We start from the raw sequence: 20,859 nt of genomic DNA, 5'->3' as shown, positions 1-20,859 counted from the left end.
GCTTATCCCTCCTGATTCGAAATGGTATGGGCCGGCGTTTGCAGCTTGCCTGGGTTGAGCAGTCCGCGGGGGTCATTGGAGCGTTTCGCGCTGGCCATTGCCTCCCACTCTCCGCGTCCTCCCATCTCCAGAATCCAGGTGTGGGGATCGTTGATCCGTACACCAATAGACTTGAAGTAGGCAATAATCTCGTACAGCCGTTCATGCGTCGTATAACGGATAACCGGCAATGCCGCGGGAGCTACTACGCCTGCCGTACGAACAAATTCGAGATGCATCAACACTTCTTCGCCAAACTGTTCCTTAATAAGCGAGATCTGATCGAGGAACCGGTCTTTATCAAAGCCGGCCTGCAAATAAGTCATCGTCGGGTCGGTCTTAAGCGCCCAGAGCGTTGTATGGTTCCAGGTGAAATCCGACAGGCCGATTACCTTGCGATATTGCTCCGACGGGATCGTATAGCCGATGCGCCCGCCAAATGCCTCCGCATGTGCCGCGAGCAATGCTTCACTGCCCTGCTTCGTCTCTAGCAGACAAGCGCTGCAACCCGCTTCGAGCTTGGCGGCAATCGGCTTGAAGAAGGAAGGGATCGGCCATTCGACCGGCGCTACCAGCCGCTTGCGGATCGCATCATTAAGCGCAACCGCATGGGAGAACCGGGCAGCCGATTCGAAATCATCGAACTGGACGACCGTCTGCGTCCATTCCACTTTGGCCGATATCGGAATAACGAGTTCAACAACTACGCCCGTCGTTCCGTAGTTATGGATGTAGGCAAGCAGATCGTCTCCCTTAATGGTCAGCTGGCGCGGCGTTTCTTCTACGGTGAGAACAACTGCTTCAAGGACATTGCCATCCCACAAGTTGCCCCACGTAATGGAGCCGATACCGCCTGAACCGCCGCACACGAAGCCGCCTACCGTCGCTTTCATATAAGTGCTCGGATAGATGCGCAGCTCTTTGTCTTGGGCGCGGAGCAGCTTCTCCAAAGCGCCAAGCCTTACTCCCGCCTGAACGCGCGCATATTCATCCGTTACTTCAATAACTTTGTCGAGCTTGCTTAAGTCCAGCACAATGCCGCCTTCGAGCGGAATAGCCTGGCCATAGTTGCCGGTACCCGCACCGCGAGTTGTCACCGGAATCCGATGCTTCCATGCGTAAGCGAGTATTTGTGCCGTTTCCTCCACCGATTGCGGCACCGCGACGGCTTCTGCCCGCTTATCCTGAAGCAAAGGTACAAGAACCGGAGAGTACCAATAATAGTCCTTGGACAATTTATCCACCTGCGCGGGGTCCGACAGCAGCTTATCTTCTCCTAGTACCGCCTGCATCTGGGCTATCCATTCCTTCATCGTGTTTCCTCCTCTTCTCTAATGCTTAAGGGCTTGCGACACGGACCGGACGATTTGCCCGAATTCCGGTGTAGTACGAAATGACTCGTCACGCGGAAAAGGCACCGGCACGTCGATCAACTCTGCGACCTTGCCGGGACGAGGCGTCATAACGGCGATCCGGGTTGACAGAAAGACGGCCTCAAATACGTTATGGGTAACAAACAGCACGGTCATCTCCGGATCTTGCCGCCATAGTTCCAGCAACTCGATCTGCAAGGTCTGACGCGTAATTTCATCCAGCGCGCCAAACGGCTCATCCATCAATAGCAGCTTTGGTCTAGCAACAAGCGCGCGCGCTATGGAAGCCCGCATCTTCATCCCGCCGGACAACTCCCGGGGCATAGAGCGCATATAATCTTTCAGGCCAACCATCTCTAGCACGCGTTCCGCTTCTTGCTGGCGTTCCTTGCGCGATACGCCGCGAAGGGCAAGCGGCAGCGTCACATTATCGATCACCGAATTCCAGGGCAGCAGCGTATGGTCTTGGAACACAAAAGCCGTATCGGACTGCTTGCGGGCTTCGCTTGCCGCCTTGCCCATCACCTGCAGCGTGCCGCTGCTTGGATTCGACAGGCCCGTAATCATTTTGAAAATCGTTGATTTCCCGCAGCCCGATGGACCCACGAAACAAAGAAATTCGCCCTCGTGTATCGACAGATCAACTTCCTTGACCGCTACCGTTCCATTCGGGTACACCTTGGACAGCCGCTCCATCTTTACCCATTCCTTGGCTTGCGTCATCACGTTTGTCATGGTTGTGCATCTCCCATCTTTAGTGATTCCATATCAAACGCCGCAATGTGCGCGAGTGCTTCCGCCAGAAGCGGTCCCGCGATTTGGAGCATCGATTCCCCTCGTTCGGCCGACGCCTTTGTTGCGTCTCCCGCTACGCCGCTGCGGGATATATCGTTCATAACCCAAGCAAAGGACCGGGATCGGAAAGAGAAAAACCGCGAATCCGGGAACTTCGGCATCTCTCTTGGAGCCAGCTCCGCGTTAACCCATCCCGGACACATCGCCATAACAAGGGAGGTTTCCACATCGCCGGCATGAATGCCGCATGATTTCTCCGCTTCGTCCGTGAACGAATCGCTGTAGCCTACAGCTCCCGGATCAAGCCGGTACACTTCAAGCCCCGTCGCGATTCGGATCTCCCTCGCCATCATGCCAAGCAGATCGGCATTGCCGCCATGCGTATTAAAGAGCAGCAGCTTGCGGAATCCGCTCCGCGCCAGCGAAGCCGAAATATCCTCAAGTACGGCCATAAGCGTCTTGGCAGACAAGGTAATCGTGCCGGGATGTCCGGCATGCTCGGTGCTTTTCCCATAGCTCACGGACGGAAGCAGCCAGATCGGTGCATCCTCCGGCAAATGTTCAAAAGCTGCGGCCAGCATGGCTTCTCCAATAAGCGTATCCGTAAAGACCGGCATATGGGGTCCATGCTGTTCCACCGCGCCTACGGGAAGAACAAGCAGCACCTCGTCTTTGTTCATCGCCGCAATTTCCTCTGTTGTAAGCCGAGGCAGAAATCGGCGGTCATAAGCTTCCCCTTGATAACGAAAGAACATAAACGATCACCTCTTCGAACAGGATATTTGTCAACTTATATGACATAGCAACGAGCGGATATAAACATTTTTAGAGAGGTCTAGCAAATTTTCTGAATATTAAGTAAACTAAAATCACATCAATATCACACAAAAATATCTTCATACTCACCTTATATCACACAAACGAAAGTTTGTATACAGAATTTTCACACAATTGAACAAATAAGTAACATGAAATGTAACTCATAGGTGAGCTATATGGAGGAGAGATCAATGATGCTAATTGGAACACGCCGTCACGAAATTATGATGCTATTGGATTCAAAACCGCAGTTAACGATCCTCGAGCTTGCCGAACAGTTCAACGTCTCCAAGATGACGATCAGGCGCGATCTTGACCTGCTGCAATCGGAAGGTAAAATTCAACGGTTTCACGGCGGTGCCGTCAAGGTAAAACGGTTCATGGGGGCGAAATACGAAGAGCGGGCCAATGAGCATAAAGCGGAAAAACTGGCCATTGCCAGGGCAGCCGCCCAGCATATTCAGGACGGCATGAGCATTATTTTGGATGCGGGCACGACGGTTGCTTCCATGGTGGATGAACTGGAACGGTTCAAGGATCTTAAGATTATTACCCGCGACTTGCACACGGCCTTGATGTTGTCTAACGAGGAGAGATTCGGAAGTTTTGACGTGTATTGTACGGGTGGGAGGTTAAGCAAGTGGGCATACAGCTTGGACGGCATCTATGGGGAAAAAATGCTCAAGTCCATGACCGTCGATGCCGCGTTTCTCACTTGCGAGGCGGTTTCTTTGACCAAAGGCGCGATGGCTTGGTCCCCCAACCTTGTAGGGGTTCGGCAAACGACCATGGAAGCAGCGGGGAAAACGATTCTACTCGCGGATTCCACCAAGTTCAGCTATAACTCGCTGGCTGTTTTTGCCGGAATTGACGAGTTTGACGAGATCATTACGGACAGCCGGCTTGATGACTATGAAGCACTCTCCTACCGCAAGGCGGGCATCCCGTTAACGATGGTGACAGCAGCGGAATAACAATAAAGAGCCTCCGCAGACGGGATCTGCGCGAGGCCCTTTATCCAAGCTTATGCTTGACGGTTAATCCGTTTTGTATTTTTCCTTTACGGTCCCGGAGCCAATTCCCGCTCCTACCATCAATACAAGGGGACCAAAATTCCAGAGCCACGAGTTGCCAAGGGCAAGCTCCCATCCCGCTAATTTGTTCAGAGCCAATACGGCAAGCTTGATAATAAGCAGAGCAACTCCTAGCAGAAATAGCAGGTCGAATGCGACCTTAAGTCTCGGATATTTCAGCTGCTTGCTGTCGTCAATCACCTTTCTCGTCAATTCCGCATCGCTCCTCAACAACTCGTCAATGGTCACGCCAAAGAGATCGCTTATTTTGATAATAATCTCGATACTCGGATAGTTCTGATTGTTCTCCCACTTCGACACGGACTGCCGGCTTACAAACAACTTCTCCGCCAGCTCGTCTTGCGACCATCCGCTCGCCTGTCGCATCGCCTTTAACTTCTCTCCAAACACCATCTCCGCCAACCCCTTTCCACTTGCGATCTGCTACCCTCATCCTGCTGAATTTCTTGTACGAAGTAAAGCGAGCTTTCGTTGCGAAGCCCCGCAACCGCAGGTTGCATAAGGGTTTGAGCTGCTATTGCCACAAGAAAAGGCCGTCCGGCATCCGCCGTTCGACCTCCCGACCTACCATATAACAAGATAAAAATAAACGATGCCAACCGCTAATAAAATGAGCGAAATCAAATATTGCCTTGATCCTTTTAGATACTTCCACTCCAGTATCGCGTGAAACCCTTTTGCTGCCACAAAAAAACTTAGCCAAAACCACTTCATGTAATCATTTGTTATATCCAATACAAAGATGCACAAGGCTATCGCAAACACGCCAATTGTTCCGCTTCCCCACCAATAGAGAGTTCTGCCTTTACTATCCGTAATTTTCTCTTCATCTTCTTCTTCGAGTAAATACCGTTTAAGAGGAATTTGAATGAGGACTAACAGAATAATGAGCAAGGATAGCAATTGATAAAAATTTAGGCTCGCGTTAATCTCCTATCCGCCTCCTACCCTTGCCGATGCTCGGGCAGCCACGTCACCGCAAAATCAACTGCCGCTCTCATATCCAGCAAAGCGCATTCCGCTTGGCCTACCGTACCGCGTCGAACGCGATTCTCAAGTTGAACGCCAAGCTCGGCAAAATCACCGGAATCATACTCGTAGTCGGTGAACCACTGCCAGGAACGCTCTCCGTCCACCAGCATGGCAGTCCCCATCCTCTTCGTTGGCATACGGTCAAACCTCGTTTCGGCAAGATGCAGGCTGGTGCAGGAGTCAAACCCTACGCCAAGCAGCAGCACCTTTGCGCCTGCCGCATACAGCTTGCCGAGCGGAGAGGCTTCCCCAAACTGCGGCGTTAGCGGGTGACCGGCTACGATATACTCCGCGTATTTACCGTTCGCGCAAAATGACACCTGCGGATGATTGGATCTTACCGTACCCGGATAAGTCCGGAACAGCTCCGCAATCCGCCCCATCCCCCTTGTTGGGGTCACCGCCGGATCAAAGGCCGGCATTTCTTTGTATATCAATTCAATCCATTCCTGCGGCACTGGCGGATGAGCCCACTCGGCCGGGTCGCTCCAATCCCCGCTTTGCGCCGGCATGATCAGCGTTCCTTCCGCTCCAACTGCTTGCAGCAGCGACTGCACTACCGCCTGCGGTCCGCCGCACACCCATCCAAGACTGGAGAGCGAGGAGTGAACGATAAGATGATCCCCCTCCCGGATGCCGAGCTGGCGCAGGTCATGCAACATGCCGCTTACCGTTACGGGCAGCCTGGATTGCTGTATAATGTCATGTTCGCTCATAGGATCATACCTCCTAAAATAAATGATCAGCTCAATGCACCGCTGTCGCAAAGCTATTGTGTTGATTCATGCTCCGAAAGCGTAAATTTACAATGTTTTCTTAAGTTCGGAAATTCATTTCCTTAAAGAGACGCGATTTGAGCCGCCGTCTCATTCTTATTTACTCTTTGCATGAAGAGCGGAAATAGATTTCCGTATTAGGAGACAAAATTCCCAATCCTTCATTTGAGGCCTGAAATAATGCACTCTCCGCCAATCGAAGGAAAAAAGTGCAGGATATAAGGAAATTTTAACACAATACGCGAAAGCGAGACTGAGCGAGTACAAGTAAATTTATATATTCTTCTTGCATAAGCACTTGAATAAATCCATTCCCATAAGCTATACTAGTAAAAATTCAAACGTCATTATGCCGATGAAGAGAATCCAACTCGGAGGCGTTCTCGTCAAGGGGAACCTAATCAGATCCCCCTAAGTTAACCGGACCCGCCCGTTACCGCGGAACTAAGTGGATTGGACAGTGGTTAAACGGTCTAATCAATTTGGGTGGCACCGCGAGAATACAAGCGCTCTTCGTCCCAATCGGACGATTAGAGCGCTTTTTTTGTATTCTATAATAGAGGAGCGAGTTGCCATGTTAGACATCAAATGGATCAGAAACAACCAGGAACGCATTCAAACGGTCGCAGACCAGAAGAGAATTAAGATCTCTGTTTCGGAACTGATGGAGGCGGATGACCGGAGACGGGCTCTCATGCAGCAGATCGAAGAGCTTCGGCAGGAGCGCAATCAGACCATTCAGCAGATTAATACGACCATCTACAACAACAACAAGGACACGGACGATCTGGAGAACAAGAAACTTCGCATGAGAGAGCTTAATAACCGTCTTGCCGACCTGGAGAAGGAACACACAGCGGTTAACGGCCGCTATTCGAATCTTATGTTACTTGTGCCGAATATCGTGTCGCCGGAGACGCCAATTGGCCAGTCGGATCAAGATAACGCAGAAATCAAAAGAGTCGGCGAACCAACAAGCTTCACCTTTAAAATTAAAGACCATGTCCAACTTGGCGGGATCCACCGGATGATTGATATCCCTCGCGGCGTTAAGACGGCAGGCAGCCGCAACTATTATTTGACCGGAGCAGGTGCCGCCCTCCATCGCGCCGTGCAGCAGCTTGCGCTGGATCTGCTGACGGGGAAAGGATACACCCAGCTCGAGGTACCGCTTATGGTGCGGAAAGAAGCCTTGTACAACACGGGCTTTTTCCCGCTTGGCGAAGATCAAACCTACCGTATAGAAGGCGAGAACAAGTATCTGGTTGGCACCTCGGAAGTTCCGCTTGTCTCGTATTATGACAATGAAATCGTTGATGTTAGCGAGCCGATCCGATTAGCGGCCGTCTCGACCTGCTTCCGGAACGAAGTGGGTTCGGCCGGCAAAGACGTACACGGCTTGTACAGAGTCCATCAATTCTCGAAGGTGGAGCAGGTCATTATTTGCGAAGACAGCCTAGAGGCATCGGAGCTCCTATTTCAGGAAATTACTCGTAATGCGGAGGAGCTTCTGCAGCTGCTCGAGCTTCCTTATCGCGTTATGGCCGTATGTACCGGAGATATGTCGCAAAAAACGTACAAACAGCTCGACATCGAAACGTGGATGCCAAGCCGCGAGGCTTACGGCGAGACCCATTCGTCGTCGAATCTTCTCGACTTCCAGGCCCGCCGCTCGAACATCAGATACCGCGATGCCGAGGGCAAAACGAGGTTCTGCTACACCCTCAACAATACGGCCGTTGCTTCGCCGCGAATCCTGATCCCTCTGCTCGAGAATCACCAGGAGGAAGACGGTTCGATCCGCATCCCGCAAGCCCTGCGCAAATATATGAACGGATTGGAACGGCTTCGGCTGTAAAACAAGAGTCCCGTACTTCGCAATAGCGAAGCACGGGACTTCTTCTCTTACAATTGAAATTGGACAAAAAACGAAGTGCCCCTCTCGCTGGTCTGCACCTTAATCACTGCGTCATGCCTTGCGGCAATGCCGTAGCAGACCGATAAGCCAAGCCCCGTTCCGTTGGCCTTCGTACTGAAGAACGGCGTTCCCAGCTTCTCGAGAAACTCCTCCCTAATTCCGCAACCGTGATCTTGAACCTCCATAACTACCTGCTTGCTATCGGAATACGTCCTGATCTTGAGATGGCCGCCGGAAGGCATCGCATCCAGCCCATTCAGCACGAGATTCAGCACCAGTTGGCGGAGTTCCTTCTCATCGAGCTGGATCGGCGGGCATTCGCCCAGATCGAGACCAATATCATGATTGCCGGTTAACGCTTTCGACTGAATGAGCGGGAATAACGTCTCAATAACGGTATTGATCTGTTTAAGTTTGCGGCTTGTTGGCGCCTGGGCTCCCACGGACAGGAATTCGGTCACGATATTATGCACCCGGTCCAGCTCTTCGATCATGATATCGGTATATTCCTTCGTCGGATTGCTCTTGGACAATTGCAGAAACCCGCGTACGGTGGTCATCGGATTGCGGATTTCATGCACAATGCCCGCTGCCATCTCCCCCGTAATATTAAGGCGGTCGAGCCGGGTTATTTCTTTCTCAAGAAACACTCGCTCGGATATATCCGTCACAACGCTCAGCAGACAGTCTTCTCCATGCACCTGCATGACTTCGTTAGAGAGAAGTCCGTCCCTCAGATCTCCCGACTTCGTCATATAGCGGATCCGAATGTTGCGCACCGGCCGCCACGGATCATGATGCTCAGCCCCTTTATCATCCGTATCTACGATATATTGAAGCAAATCGGCCGTTTGGTTCATTCCCTCCTGTCTCTCATGACCCATGGCTTGCAGCAGGCTTTCGTTCACGTTAATGTAGCGCTTATCCTTCAAGGATCTTAAGGCGATCAAGCATGGCGTCGCATCAAAAATTTTGCGGAAACGTTCCTCTTCCATCATCTTGCGGTCGGTCACATCGCGAATCGAGCAGACAAACAGCGGCTGCCCCGCAAGACTAGCTCTCCCGATTTGAATATCTACGGGGAACGTCGACGAATCTTTGCGCAGCGCCATCGTCTCGATAAGATTTGTCCTCTCTTTTCCTTCCGCATCTAAGCTAATAGAGATGCCCGGCACAATGTCATCGATAGAACGGCCAGTCAGCCAATCCGGCGAATAACCAAACATCTTGGCCGCCGCAGGATTAAGAGTCTGCATAATTCCCGTCTCGTCAACGGTCACAATCGTATCGCTCGACGTCTCGCCAATGACCTTCAGCAATTCGTTCTGATGTTTGATCTGCTCCTGATACTGATACAGCTGGACGAAAGCTTCAATCTTCATCTTTAACGTCTCGGCATGAAACGGCTTGAACAGATAGTCGATCGCGCCTACCGAGTAGCCATGTTTCACATGCTCGGAAGCTTGGCTGATGGCGGTAACGAAAATAATCGGGACGTGCTTCGATCGTTCCCTCATCTTGATCAGGCTAGCCGTCTCAAACCCGTTCATCCCCGGCATTTGGACATCCAGCAAAATGACGGCAAAGTCCGTCGTCAGCACATGACGCAGCGCTTCTTCGCCGGAATGCGCCGAATACAGCCGGTAATTTGGTGAAGCCAATATCGCTTCAAGCGCAATCAGGTTTTCGGGCCGGTCGTCCACCATTAGAATATTGACTGGCGACACGGCACTATTTAACTTTGCGGTAAAGCTTCTCATTTGGCTCCATCTCCTTGTAACAGTCTGTAAAGCTGGTAAAGGTCATGCTCTCCTTGTGCCCGAGACCCAAGAAACCGGAAGGAGACAAGCTCTGATAGAACAATTCATGAACGCGGTTCTGCAAGTAAGAATTGAAATAAATCATGACGTTGCGGCAGATGATGACGTGAAACTCGTTGAAGGACTCGTCTACCGCCAGATTATGCTGGGCAAACGTAATTTTTTCGCCTAGGAACGCCTTAAATTCCGCACGCGCATTCGTTACCGACACATAGTCCTTCATCGAATTCTTTCCCCCGGCCTGCACATAATTGTGGGCATAAGCGGCCATTCGGTCGAGAGGGAACGACTCCAGCTTTGCTTCTTCGATAACCGCTTCGTTCATATCGGTTGCATAAATTCTTGTCTTCTCAAGCAGTCCTTCCTCATGCAGGAGAATAGCCATGGAGTAAGCTTCCTCGCCCGTGGAACAACCGGCATGCCAAATCCGGATGCGGGGATAATCTTTGAGCTGCGGAACAACCTGTTCCCTGAAAGCCTTGAAGAAGCTGGGATCGCGGAACAACTCGGTCACATTGATGGAGAAATCGTTTGCCAGCCGTTTGAAAGCCAGCCGGTCATGCAGCACCTTCTCCTGCAAACCGGAAATCGTCTTCAGCCGTTCGGCCTGGATCCGGTTCCAGACTCTGCGCCGGATCGTTGGCATGACGTAATTGCGAAAGTCTACGCCGTAATAACGGTATAACGCCTCAAGCAGCAGCTCGATTTCGAGCAACTCCCGTTCGTTCATCGGTTCTTTTTCAATCGCAATCATGTTCATGTCAGTCCACCTGCCTGCTCAGCCAGGAATGGATGCGGGCAAACAGCTGCTCCAATTTGACAGGCTTGCTCATATAATCGGATGCCCCCGCTTCCAGGCATTTGTCTTTATCGTCCTTCATCGCTTTGGCCGTCAGGGCAATAATCGGCAAGGAGCCAAACCCCGGCATTTGCCGAATGGTTCGCATCGTTTCGTAACCGTCCATTTCCGGCAGCATAATGTCCATGAGTACCAGATCTACATCCGGATGTTCCTTCACTACTTTTAAGCATTGAAGTCCGTTTTCGGCAAAAAGCACTTCGACCTGTTTGCTCTCCAGGGCAATGGTCGTCGCGTAAATGTTCCTCATATCATCGTCGACGATTAATATTTTTTTGCCGATCCATACCGCATCCTCCAGCTCATCAGCGGATTGCGGCATCTCGACTGTAAGTTCAGGCTCCGCGATTGCCGCTGCCGATTCTTGGTGCAAAGCGGATGGGCTGCCATTCTCGCCCGCTTCGTCACTTGGAAGGACAAGGGTAAACACGCTTCCTTTGCCCGTAACGCTGGATACATGGATCGAACCGCCCAGAAGATTGGCCATGTTGCTGCTGATCGATAACCCTAACCCCGTTCCGCCATACTTTCGGTTTGTTGTACCGTCCGCCTGCTGAAAAGCCTGGAAGATCATCTCCCGCTTCTCCCCCGGGATCCCGATGCCGGTATCGATAATCGAAAATGCGATTCCGTTCCTTATCTTTGCATCTTTCCGCGCACGGTGAATATGAAGCTTCACCTCGCCGCGTTCCGTAAATTTGAAGGCGTTCGAGAGCAAATTCTTAATAATTTGGAGCAGCCGCTGCTCGTCCGTGATGAGCGCCTCCGGCAGATCCGCATCCAGAACGGTCGAGAATTTAAGGCCTTTCTGACGGGCGACGGGAAAGAACTGCTGCTCGGAGTAATCGCTAATATCGTGCAAACATACTTTGCCGTGCACAAGATCGATTTTGCCCGCTTCGACTTTGGCCAAATCGAGAATATCGTTAATGAGCTGCAACAGGTCGTTGCCCGACTGGTGAATCGTGTGCGCGTATTTCACTTGATGATCGTTCAGATTGCCTTCTGTATTCGTAGCCAGTATGTTCGACAAGATGAGCAAGCTGTTCAGAGGCGTTCGAAGTTCATGCGACATGTTGGCCAGAAACTCAGACTTGTACTGCGAGCTTAACGACAGCTGGCTTGCCTTCTCCTCGAGCTGCGTTTGCGTCTTCTCCAGCTCTTTCGTCTTTTGCTCGGAGTTTTTGTATTGCTCCTCCAACTTCTCGTTAATGCCTCTTAATTCTTCGGATTGCGTCTGCAGCTCTTCGGTCAGCACCTGCGACTCCGCCAGTAGCTGCTCTACCTGCATGCGACCGGCAATACTGCTCAGCACGCTACCGAGATGGGTGGAGGTTTGCTGCAGCAGCGATTGCTGAATCCCGGTAAAAGAGCCAAACGAAGCTAGTTCGATTACCGCAACTACTTGTTCTTCGAAGTGGATCGGCATAATGAGCAGGCTAGCGGGCGAAGCCTTCCCGAGTCCCGATGCGATATGAATATAGTCGGGAGGCACGTTGGTTAACAGGATGGTGCGGCCTTCTATTGCCGCTTGTCCGACGAGACCCTCCCCGTTCTTGAACGAATCCGCCCCAATCGCCGATTGCTGATAGGCATAGGATGCCAGCTTGTTCAGCTGATGGCGGCGTCCCGTCCCGTCTTTCAAATAAAAGACGCCATAGCTCGCTTCCACGAGCGGAGTGATGGACGTAATAAACAGCTGCGCTAAACTCTCCAGATTATTGACGCCCTGTAGCTTGGTCGCCATATCCGCGACGTTAGTCTCCAGCCAGCGCTGCTCTTGCTCGAGAATGGAATATTTATTGAGCGTAATGGCCATTTGGTTGAAGGATCTGGCGATATCCCCAATCTCGTCTTGGGAACGAACATCGATATGCGGAATCGTTGAGGCCGCTTTGGAATCATTGGTGAAGCCGGTAATGACGCTTGTTATTTTGAAGAGATTGCTCGTGATGCGGTGTGATAACAGGAGTCCGATAAGAAGGGTTAGTAGAAAGGTAATGATGGTCAGCATAGAGGTCAGAGTGTTTACGAAGTTAACCATGGAAGCATTGTCTGCCCGATCCTCTTCCAGCAGCTGCTGCTGATGTTTAACAAACTGTTGGGAGAGCGGTCCCAGCTTCTCGCCTAGCGGGAGGACCGTTGTTTTGAAATACGCTAACGCTGATGCCTGATCGTGATCCCTCTCCAGATTAACGAGCAATTGCTCGGAGCTTCTGACAAAAGAGGCATCGGTATTGGCCAGCTCCTGGAACGATTCCTTGACTTCCGGACGGACGATCAAGTCTTCCACTTCGGAGGTAAATCCGGTCATTGCAGCATTCGAAGACCTTAGTTCATCAAGAAACTCAGGATCCTGCGTCAATAAATAACCTCGCAAGCTATTCGTCTGCTGGACGGCCAAATATTGAATTTCCGTTGACTTATTAAGTACGGCTACCCGCTGATCAAGCAGCTTATCGAATGATTTATTCAACTTGTCGTTGAAAATGTAGGCGGTTATATTAACCCCGGCTACAAAAAAAGCCACAGATAAGAAGCTGATCAGCAACTTGCTTCGGATCGTAAACCTCATGTACGCACCTCGCCTATTATTTCCTATATTTTACTACCCCTCCACAGTTGTGAATATAGCAAAAATTAGAAGTAAACATGCAAATTTCAATTGTCACAAAGTTGTCACATTTAACCAAGGGGTTTCGACATACAACCATATCGTCCCTGAACTATACTGGCTGTGTTATCCAATATCAGGGAATGCTTACTTCTCATAAATGGATTAAGGAATAAAGAACAATGGAGGGATATTGAAGTCATGGCCATGCTAATGATGAAGGATAACATGAACCAGCTCTTCGCTGATTATGAACACCCGGCTTTTTACGACGAAATGTTTGAAGGGCGCGGGAAAGGCAGAGTTCATTACGGTACGATGCTGCAGAGGCTGGCCAAAATGGGGCTGGAAGAGTTACAGGAACGCGACGCGATGATGCAAGCTGAGATGGTTACCCAAGGCATCACCTTTACCTTATATAGCCATAATCCCGAGGAATCCGCCCGGGAAAGAACGATTCCTTTCGATATACTGCCAAGAATGATTACTTCCGAGGAATGGGCTCACATGAATGACGGCCTGAAGCAGCGGGTCAAAGCCTTGAATCTATTTATTTGGGACATCTATCATGAGCAAAATATTTTGAAAGCGGGCCTGATCCCAAGCGAGATGGTTCTGAACAATCCTTACTACCTGCAGGAAATGGTAGGCGTTGACGTTCCGAACGGCAACTACATCCCTTTGTCCGGCATCGATATTATCCGCGGACAGTCCGGAGAGTTTTATGTACTCGAAGATAATTTAAGGACTCCCTCGGGATTGTCCTATGTCTATAAGAACCGCGAATTGATGACCAACTTGTTCCCGGAATTATTTTACGATCATCGGATTCGCAGCATTGATCCCGGCATAAATGCCCTGCTCAGCAGCCTTCGCAGCTTAGCTCCGGATTCCAATCCAGACCCCCTTGTTGTCTTGCTAACCCCCGGCATCTATAACTCGGCTTATTACGACCATTGCTTTCTGGCGCAGGAAATGGGCATCGAACTGGTGCAAGGAAGCGACCTAATCGTTCGGGACCAAACGGTCTATCTAAAGAACCGGGATGGACTGCGGAAGGTAGATGTTATTTACCGGCGGATCGATGACGAGTATTTGGATCCGCAAGTGTTCCGCAAAGATTCCTTGCTTGGCGTGCCGGGTCTTATGGCGGCTTACCTCGCAGGCAATGTTGCGCTCGCGAACGCGCCGGGCACCGGCGTTGCCGACGATAAAGCGGTGTATGCTTTTGTGCCGGATATGATCCGCTATTATTTGAAGGAAGAGCCGATCTTAAGCAACGTGCCGACCTATATCCTGACAAGACCTCATGAACGAGAATACGTCTTGTCCCGCCTCGGCGAAATGGTCGTCAAGGAGCGTTCCTTATCCGGAGGATACGGGATGCTGATTGGACCTACGGCTACGGAAGAAGAGATCAAAGCTTTTGCCGATAAGATCGTTCAGCATCCGGAGCGGTATATTGCCCAGCCGACGGTGAAGTTATCCTGCAGTCCTTCGCTTACCGGCGGAACGGTAGCTCCGCGCCATATTGATCTTCGCGCTTTTACCTTTATGGGCCCCGATACGTATGTCGTTCCGGGCGGACTTACCCGCGTTGCCCTGAAGGAAGGTTCTCTTGTCGTCAATTCCTCGCAAGGCGGCGGAACCAAAGATACGTGGGTACTTGCCTAATCTTATTTGATTCCAAGAACTCCATCCCAATATGAGGTGATCCAGATGATAAACCGCTATGCGGAATTGCTGTTCCTGATCGGGCGCTGCCTGGAAAGAGCGGATCATTATGCCCGTGTCATCAATATCTATTACGGCATGCGCCACGAGTTAATGGAGGATGAACAAAGTTACGCCTGGGAACGGCTTGCGGCAGCCGTTGGCTACAGCCATGAGCTTCAGTATTCTCCCGCTAATGAATGGGCGGTCCTGAATGATTTGACCTTTGACCGCGCCAACTCGGATAGCATTTACTCTAGCATTCAGCAGGTTCGCGATTATATCCGTACGTTAAGGCCCCAGCTTCCCGGCGAGCTCTGGGATATTATTAATACCTTCTACTTATGGCTCAAGGAACAGGATGTCAGCAAGCTGATGCTTCAATCGCCTTATTTGTTCTACAAGCACATTAGCGAATCGCTCGCTTTGTTTAACGGCGCAGCCGATTCCACCATGGTCCGGGGACAGTATTGGAACTTGATCCAGACCGGCAAATTCGTGGAGCGCATGAGCGGTACCGTTCGGATTATTTATGCCACATACCGCAATATGAAACAAGACGAGCGGTTGCTAGATGACGAACTTCGCTACAACCGGTTTGTCGTTCTGCTGAAGTCTTGCGGCAGTTACGAAGCTTTCCGCAAGTTTCATGCCCACGAGGTCAAGCTCGCTCAAGTGACCGAGTTCCTTCTCTTGAACGCGGAATCACCGCGCTCCGTCCGATTCGGAATTCATACCTTATCCGGTTATATCGATAGCAATCCCCTTCTGCATCAATCGATCAGAACCTTATCCATCCAGACTAGCGATGTGCTGGCGAGCATCCGGGCGGGCAAACAGCGTTATGGCGAACAGATCACAGATGAAGCACTCACGCTGCTTCGGCAATTAATGCTGTCGCTATCTAGCTTTGCGTTCGCCGATTTCAGCTTTGAGGAAGAGGAACCGGTTACAGCGGAGGTTTGAAGGGGCGATCAATAGACGGATAGCAGAAAGGCTCGGGCAGCGTAGAAGCCCGAGCCTTTTTTGTTCCTTTCATTTTAATCCGCCTGAGGACGGATGACGCTTCCTTCGCATGGGCGATTAACTTGCTACCCGGTTATTTTATAATGAGGGGCAAGTAAAGGCGTTCAAGAAAGGATGGATGATCATGAACGATCATCATGAAGATATTCAAGCCATACACAATGTGTTTCGCAAGCTATATCGGGCTTGGGATCAAGGCGACGGCAAAGCTTACAGCGAGTTGTTCACGCCGGATGCGGATTACGTCACTTTCTTCGGCGAACATCTGAAGGGGCGCAGCGAGATCAATAATGCCCATCAAGCCTTATGGGAAGGTCCGCTACGCGGCTCCAGAATGCTTGCCGATCTAAGGGACATGGAACTGCGTTTCCTCTCGGCGGATACAGCAATAGCCCACGTAACGGGAGCCGTGCTTATGCGATGGCAGAAAAAAGCGCCGGCCAGCCGCGATTCCATCAACACCAACGTGCTCGTGAAGCAGAATGGACAATGGACAATCGCCGCCTTCCACAATTGCCGGATCAAAAAATTCAACTGGCTTACCCGACTCTTGTTCCAACCCAAGCGAGCTCAGACCTAACAAACGAGGCTGCCCCCAAAGGGACAGCCTCGTTTCATCTTACCTCTTGCTATGGAAGGCGTTATGCCAACGCCGAGCTTGTTTCTTGTTTTTTCGCTTTCAGACCAAGCGCTTCATTGGTTGTTTCATTAATCTTTTCGATCAGCGCCGGGTTCTGGAGCAACTTCACGCCGTAAGAAGGAATCATTTCCTTGATCTTAGGTTCCCACTCTTTGATTTGCTGCGGGAAGCATTTGCCGATGACTTCAAGCATAACCGATACAGCGGTGGATGCGCCAGGCGAAGCGCCGAGAAGAGCCGCGATTGAACCGTCCGCCGCGCTGATAACTTCCGTACCGAACTGCAGAGTACCTTTGCCGGCAGCTGTTTCTTTAATAATCTGTACCCGTTGGCCTGCTACAAGCAGCTCCCAATCATCGCTTTTTGCGTTCGGGATGAACTTGCGCAAAGCTTCCATGCGTTGTTCCTTCGACAGCATCAGTTCTTTGATCAGGTAAGTAGTCAAAGACATGTTTTTCGCGCCAGCCGCAAGCATGTTCGTCAAGTTATGCGGTTTGACGGAAGTAATAAGATCCATGTTGGAACCGTATTTCAGGAACTTTGGCGTAAAGCCGGCAAAAGGACCAAAGAACAACGACTCCTTGCCGTCGATGACGCGCGTATCCAAATGCGGTACGGACATCGGAGGCGCGCCAACCGGAGCTTGACCGTATACTTTCGCGCGGTGCTGAGACACAACTTCCGGCTTCTTGCACACCATGAACAAACCGCTTACCGGGAAGCCGCCGATGCCTTTGCCTTCTTCAATGCCGGATTTCTGCAGCAGATGCAAGCTTCCGCCGCCGCCGCCGATAAAGACGAATTTCGCATTGATGCGCTCTGCGCTGCCGCTTTGCAGATTGCGTACTTTCAATTCCCAAGATCCGTCGTTCGCACGTTTAATATCATCTACATTATGGTTGTAGTTTATGTCTACGTTTTGCTTCTTCAGGTGACTGAACAACATACGTGTCAAAGAACCAAAGTTGACGTCCGTCCCGGACTCAATTCTGGTTGCTGCGATCGGGCTGTTTACTTGACGATCTTTCATCATAAGCGGAATCCACTCTGCCAGCTTCGCAGGGTCATCGGAGAATTCCATGCCTTCAAACAATGGATTGCCTGACAAAGCTCCAAAACGCTTCTTCAGGAACGTAACGTCTTTTTCCCCTTGCACAAAGCTCATATGAGGAACGGGTACAACAAAATCCCGAGGATTACGGATCAGATTGCTGTTCACCAGGTAAGACCAGAATTGCTTCGATACCTGAAACTCTTCATTGACTTTGATCGCTTTGCTAATGTCGATGGAACCGTCCGGCTTCTCCGTCGTGTAGTTCAGTTCGCATAGGGAGGAGTGTCCCGTCCCGGCATTGTTCCACTCGTTGGAGCTTTCTTCACCGGCTGTTGCGCGGCGCTCGAATACGGTAATTTCCCACTCTGGTTTCAGTTCCTTCAGCAAAGCTCCCAGAGTAGCACTCATAATTCCGGCACCGATCAAGATTACGTCTGTTTTCGTTTGTTTGCTCATGTTAACCGTCCTTAACCTTTCGATTTGCAGAAAAGATGTTCACGCTCGTGAAATTTCTCACACATCTTCCTGTATCAAAAAATGTACTGCCTCTATTGTTACAAATCTGATAAATAGATAAATGTCTTTTTCTATTATACGACAGTTTGAAGCTAGAATCGACGTTATTTGCTTATGATTTTTTATCCATTCCCTGAACAATTCTCCACATAAGGGGTGTCTAGTTTATCGCTTCATTCGGAATATTCCAGATAAAGTAATGTTTCTCCTCTTACATAACTATTCAGACGGATAGTTATGCGTTAAGGTTCCGGCTATTTATTGCGCACCCCATATTTCTTGCCCCATTCCCCCATCTTTTCAAGGATAGGAAAAAATTGCAGCCCCGCTTCGGCGAGGGAGTACTCTACCTTTGGGGGAACCTCTTGATACACCTGTCTGTGGATCATCTGGTCCCTTTCCAGTTCTCTTAACTGACTGGTCAATATGGCTTTGGAAATGCCGGGAACAAGCCGTTGAAGCTCGCCAAACCGTCTGGTCTCCCTCAAATGCCATAAAATAATAATTTTCCACTTGCCGGCAATCATATTTTGGGCGTCCGTTACAGGGCATACCTCGATTTGCTCCGCCGGAATTTCCCCTTCAAATGAACTGCGTGCCATTCTTATCCCACCATTCGTCTATGGTTATGTTTTTATGACTAGGTAATATAATTATGCCTACTTTAAAAAATCGAACTAAGGAAATAATATAAGAATAGCACGAAACGCACAACTAAATCTTGCAGAAAAGGAAGGGAATTATATATGAAAATCGGTGTTATCGGAGCAAACGGACAAGTCGGAAGCCTGATTCTGAAAGAAGCTGTAGACAGAGGTCATGACGTGACCGCAATTGTAAGAAATGCTTCCAAATTAACGGACGCCAGCGTCAACATTTTGGAAAAGGATATTTTCAGTCTTACGGGTTCCGATCTGAATGCATTTGACGTAGTGGTAAGCACGTTTAAAGCGGCTGAGGGCGAAGAGCATTTGTACGTCGATGCCGGAAAAGCTCTGACGCAAGCCCTTAAGGATGCGCCGGGAACAAAGCTGATCGTGGTTGGCGGCGCGGGCAGTCTGTTCGTGGACGAACAAAAAACAACCAAGCTGATGGACACTCCCGAATTCCCGGCTTTCGTCTACCCGACGGCTTCCAATGCCGGCAAGCAGCTGGATGACCTAAAGAACACGGATTCCATTGCGTGGACTTATATCAGCCCGGCCGCTTTCTTTGATCCAAACGGAAAAAGAACCGGCGCATATACGAAAGGCCTCGATCATGTCATCGTCAACAGCCAAGGCCAAAGCTACGTCAGCTATGCCGACTATGCGATCGCCGTGCTGGATGAAATCGAGAATCCGCAGCATGTCAACGAGCGCTTTACTCTTGTAAGCGAAGCAGAATAAGCGGTTCCTGTTCAGCTGCGAAAAATTCAGAAAAAAAATAAAGAAAGCACCCTAAACGGGTGCTTTCTTGCGAATGATATAAGTAAAGTGATGATTACTTAAAAGCAACGAACGTTAAGTCTTTGCTTTTCAAATATTTGATGATAGCGGGAAGCGCTTCTAGCGTGTTTTTGTCCTCGTGCAGGACATAGATCCCGCCTGCGGCTTCAACACGATGGAAGTAGCGGATAATGTCCTCCGGCTGCTTCGCATTCCAGTCTTCCGGATCCCGATTCCAGAGCAAGGTCTTCATATCCTGCCCGTCGGCCGCGGTGACCAAATTGTCGTTAACCGCGCCATACGGCGGACGGAATAACGTAACCGGCTTATGGGTCAGCGCCTCAATAGCCTTGTTCGCTTTGGACAGATTCTCGCTCTGCTCCTCTAACGTGAACTTGGTCAACACGCCATGGTCCCAGGAATGATTGCCGATGGACATGCCGTGCCCGGCTGTGTATGTAACGGCGTCTTTATGGTGCGCAACATTTTGCCCGATGAATAGAAACGTTGCCGGCACCTTCTGTTCCGTCAGAATATCGACAATTTGTTTGGTTAGCTTGGAAGGACCGTCGTCAAAAGTTAAAGCGACGTATTCCTTCTGCAGCCCGAAAAACTTCTTGTCCCCGTCAATATCGATAACGGTGTACGCGGATTTCTCCTCGGGAGCTTTCGTATGCACCGGCTCTTGTGCGGAAATCTTCTGATCGGCCGTAACAATAACTGCAGCTGACTGGGAGTTATCCCCGCCCGTTACAGCTTCGGAGACCTGCGCATCCGTATTCGTATTTGTGACCTCTGCTTTTGCAACTTGACCGCCAAACAATCGGGCGGAGTCTACCTTGCCTCCTGTTGCGATGGACAAGATGGCAAGCAGGCCAAACATGATAAGCATAGCTACCGCAATCCTTGGCAGTCTTGATGACAGTCGGCTTCGGAGTAGCGGCTCTTTGTTCATAGACGGCTGCTCTGGCGTTATGGCTTCAATCTCAGGCTCTTCCGGTTCGGGTTGCAATTCTCCCTGCCTGAGTTGTTTGATCGACTGGATATAGGCTTCGCTGCTAGCAAAATATAGCGGCACCTTCGTATGGCCCGTCGTGCGAATGATAGAACTATAATACGACTTGCGGAAGGGATCCCACTTGGAGTAGGGAGAGATGCGAATCCTGTCTCCATGCAATGGCCCCAGTGCTTCAATTTCAAGGAACGTTAACTCGTCAATTTCGATCACGTATGTTGCATACTTGTCGTCTTGGGTGACGGCGATCTTCATTTGGCAACTACCCTGCGTGGTCCTCCCAAGAGACAGCAGCTCCATTACCTGCGTGCTGTATGTCTCCATCCCCA

18 protein-coding genes are annotated in these 20,859 nt (G+C 50.4%); 6 read left to right on the top strand and 12 right to left on the bottom strand.

Annotation, left to right across the window (positions count from 1 at the left end):
* Positions 1 to 2 precede the first annotated feature (2 nt).
* The 3 genes from QQK89_RS20895 to QQK89_RS20885 are packed head-to-tail and all read right to left on the bottom strand — an operon-like array spanning position 3 to position 2,962.
* Positions 3 to 1,352 (bottom strand): FAD-binding oxidoreductase, encoded by a 1,350-nt coding sequence (locus QQK89_RS20895; protein WP_284240605.1) that lies wholly within the window; start codon positions 1,350 to 1,352, stop codon positions 3 to 5.
* A gap of 18 nt (positions 1,353 to 1,370) precedes the next feature.
* Complete coding sequence (locus tag QQK89_RS20890) at positions 1,371 to 2,147, bottom strand: ABC transporter ATP-binding protein (RefSeq protein ID WP_284240604.1); 777 nt, start codon at positions 2,145 to 2,147, stop codon at positions 1,371 to 1,373.
* On the bottom strand, positions 2,144 to 2,962 hold the full coding sequence (locus QQK89_RS20885) for a creatininase family protein (RefSeq protein WP_284240603.1): 819 nt from the start codon (positions 2,960 to 2,962) through the stop codon (positions 2,144 to 2,146). Before QQK89_RS20885 ends, QQK89_RS20890 begins: the two co-directional genes overlap by 4 nt.
* Before the next feature lie 255 nt (positions 2,963 to 3,217).
* On the opposite strand from QQK89_RS20885, the gene QQK89_RS20880 reads away from it, so the two are divergent.
* Positions 3,218 to 4,000 carry a DeoR/GlpR family DNA-binding transcription regulator gene (locus QQK89_RS20880; RefSeq protein ID WP_284240602.1) on the top strand — a complete coding sequence of 261 codons (783 nt, stop codon included), beginning with the start codon at positions 3,218 to 3,220 and terminating at the stop codon, positions 3,998 to 4,000.
* 63 nt (positions 4,001 to 4,063) lie between these two features.
* Here QQK89_RS20880 and QQK89_RS20875 read toward each other — a convergent pair whose 3' ends face one another.
* From QQK89_RS20875 to QQK89_RS20870, 3 genes are all read right to left on the bottom strand, one after another.
* A complete protein-coding gene (locus QQK89_RS20875; protein WP_284240835.1) occupies positions 4,064 to 4,513 on the bottom strand; it encodes a helix-turn-helix domain-containing protein in 450 nt (149 codons plus the stop codon).
* A gap of 171 nt (positions 4,514 to 4,684) precedes the next feature.
* Positions 4,685 to 4,885, bottom strand: a complete 201-nt coding sequence (locus QQK89_RS29745) for a DUF4181 domain-containing protein (protein ID WP_434481737.1) — start codon at positions 4,883 to 4,885, stop codon at positions 4,685 to 4,687.
* A 179-nt stretch (positions 4,886 to 5,064) separates the two neighbouring features.
* Positions 5,065 to 5,868, bottom strand: a complete 804-nt coding sequence (locus QQK89_RS20870) for an aminoglycoside N(3)-acetyltransferase (RefSeq protein WP_284240601.1) — start codon at positions 5,866 to 5,868, stop codon at positions 5,065 to 5,067.
* Between the two features lie 634 nt (positions 5,869 to 6,502).
* Between QQK89_RS20870 and serS the strand changes: the two genes are divergently transcribed.
* Positions 6,503 to 7,786: a serine--tRNA ligase gene (gene serS, locus QQK89_RS20865; protein WP_284240600.1), complete on the top strand. Its 1,284-nt coding sequence runs from the start codon at positions 6,503 to 6,505 to the stop codon at positions 7,784 to 7,786.
* A 47-nt stretch (positions 7,787 to 7,833) separates the two neighbouring features.
* Here the strand turns inward: serS and QQK89_RS20860 are convergent, their stop codons facing one another.
* From QQK89_RS20860 to QQK89_RS20850, 3 genes are read right to left on the bottom strand one after another with little or no spacing between them, the layout of a single operon-like run.
* On the bottom strand, positions 7,834 to 9,606 hold the full coding sequence (locus QQK89_RS20860) for a response regulator (protein ID WP_284240599.1): 1,773 nt from the start codon (positions 9,604 to 9,606) through the stop codon (positions 7,834 to 7,836).
* A complete protein-coding gene (locus QQK89_RS20855) occupies positions 9,578 to 10,420 on the bottom strand; it encodes a CheR family methyltransferase (RefSeq protein ID WP_284240834.1) in 843 nt (280 codons plus the stop codon). The genes QQK89_RS20860 and QQK89_RS20855 overlap by 29 nt, the downstream gene beginning before the upstream one ends.
* A 7-nt stretch (positions 10,421 to 10,427) precedes the next feature.
* The gene (locus tag QQK89_RS20850) at positions 10,428 to 13,100 is read right to left on the bottom strand and encodes an ATP-binding protein (protein WP_284240598.1); all 2,673 of its coding nucleotides are present in this window, start codon (positions 13,098 to 13,100) and stop codon (positions 10,428 to 10,430) included.
* Positions 13,101 to 13,340: 240 nt separating this feature from the next.
* On the opposite strand from QQK89_RS20850, the gene QQK89_RS20845 reads away from it, so the two are divergent.
* The 3 genes from QQK89_RS20845 (at position 13,341) to QQK89_RS20835 (ending at position 16,458) form a co-directional block, all read left to right on the top strand.
* Positions 13,341 to 14,813, top strand: a complete 1,473-nt coding sequence (locus QQK89_RS20845) for a circularly permuted type 2 ATP-grasp protein (RefSeq protein WP_284240597.1) — start codon at positions 13,341 to 13,343, stop codon at positions 14,811 to 14,813.
* A 45-nt stretch (positions 14,814 to 14,858) separates the two neighbouring features.
* Complete coding sequence (locus tag QQK89_RS20840; protein WP_284240596.1) at positions 14,859 to 15,818, top strand: alpha-E domain-containing protein; 960 nt, start codon at positions 14,859 to 14,861, stop codon at positions 15,816 to 15,818.
* A gap of 184 nt (positions 15,819 to 16,002) precedes the next feature.
* Entirely contained in the window at positions 16,003 to 16,458 is a 456-nt protein-coding gene (locus QQK89_RS20835) for an SgcJ/EcaC family oxidoreductase (RefSeq protein ID WP_284240595.1), read from the top strand.
* Positions 16,459 to 16,519: 61 nt separating this feature from the next.
* On the opposite strand, the gene QQK89_RS20830 is transcribed toward QQK89_RS20835, so the two are convergent.
* Together QQK89_RS20830 and QQK89_RS20825 are read right to left on the bottom strand one after the other, a co-directional pair.
* The gene (locus QQK89_RS20830) at positions 16,520 to 18,028 is read right to left on the bottom strand and encodes a malate:quinone oxidoreductase (RefSeq protein WP_434481733.1); all 1,509 of its coding nucleotides are present in this window, start codon (positions 18,026 to 18,028) and stop codon (positions 16,520 to 16,522) included.
* Positions 18,029 to 18,342: 314 nt separating this feature from the next.
* Positions 18,343 to 18,690 (bottom strand): winged helix-turn-helix transcriptional regulator, encoded by a 348-nt coding sequence (locus tag QQK89_RS20825; RefSeq protein WP_284240594.1) that lies wholly within the window; start codon positions 18,688 to 18,690, stop codon positions 18,343 to 18,345.
* 144 nt (positions 18,691 to 18,834) lie between these two features.
* Here QQK89_RS20825 and QQK89_RS20820 point away from each other — a divergent pair, with 144 nt between their 5' ends.
* A complete protein-coding gene (locus QQK89_RS20820; protein ID WP_284240593.1) occupies positions 18,835 to 19,476 on the top strand; it encodes an NAD(P)-dependent oxidoreductase in 642 nt (213 codons plus the stop codon).
* A gap of 94 nt (positions 19,477 to 19,570) precedes the next feature.
* Here QQK89_RS20820 and QQK89_RS20815 read toward each other — a convergent pair whose 3' ends face one another.
* Positions 19,571 to 20,854 (bottom strand): polysaccharide deacetylase family protein, encoded by a 1,284-nt coding sequence (locus QQK89_RS20815; protein WP_284240592.1) that lies wholly within the window; start codon positions 20,852 to 20,854, stop codon positions 19,571 to 19,573.
* Between the last annotated feature and the right edge of the window lie 5 nt (positions 20,855 to 20,859).

This window comes from Paenibacillus glycanilyticus (assembly GCF_030161375.1).
Classification (GTDB): domain Bacteria; phylum Bacillota; class Bacilli; order Paenibacillales; family Paenibacillaceae; genus Pristimantibacillus; species Pristimantibacillus glycanilyticus_B.
Note: the sequence above shows the minus strand (reverse complement) of the source record. Positions and strands in the feature narration are given on the sequence as shown.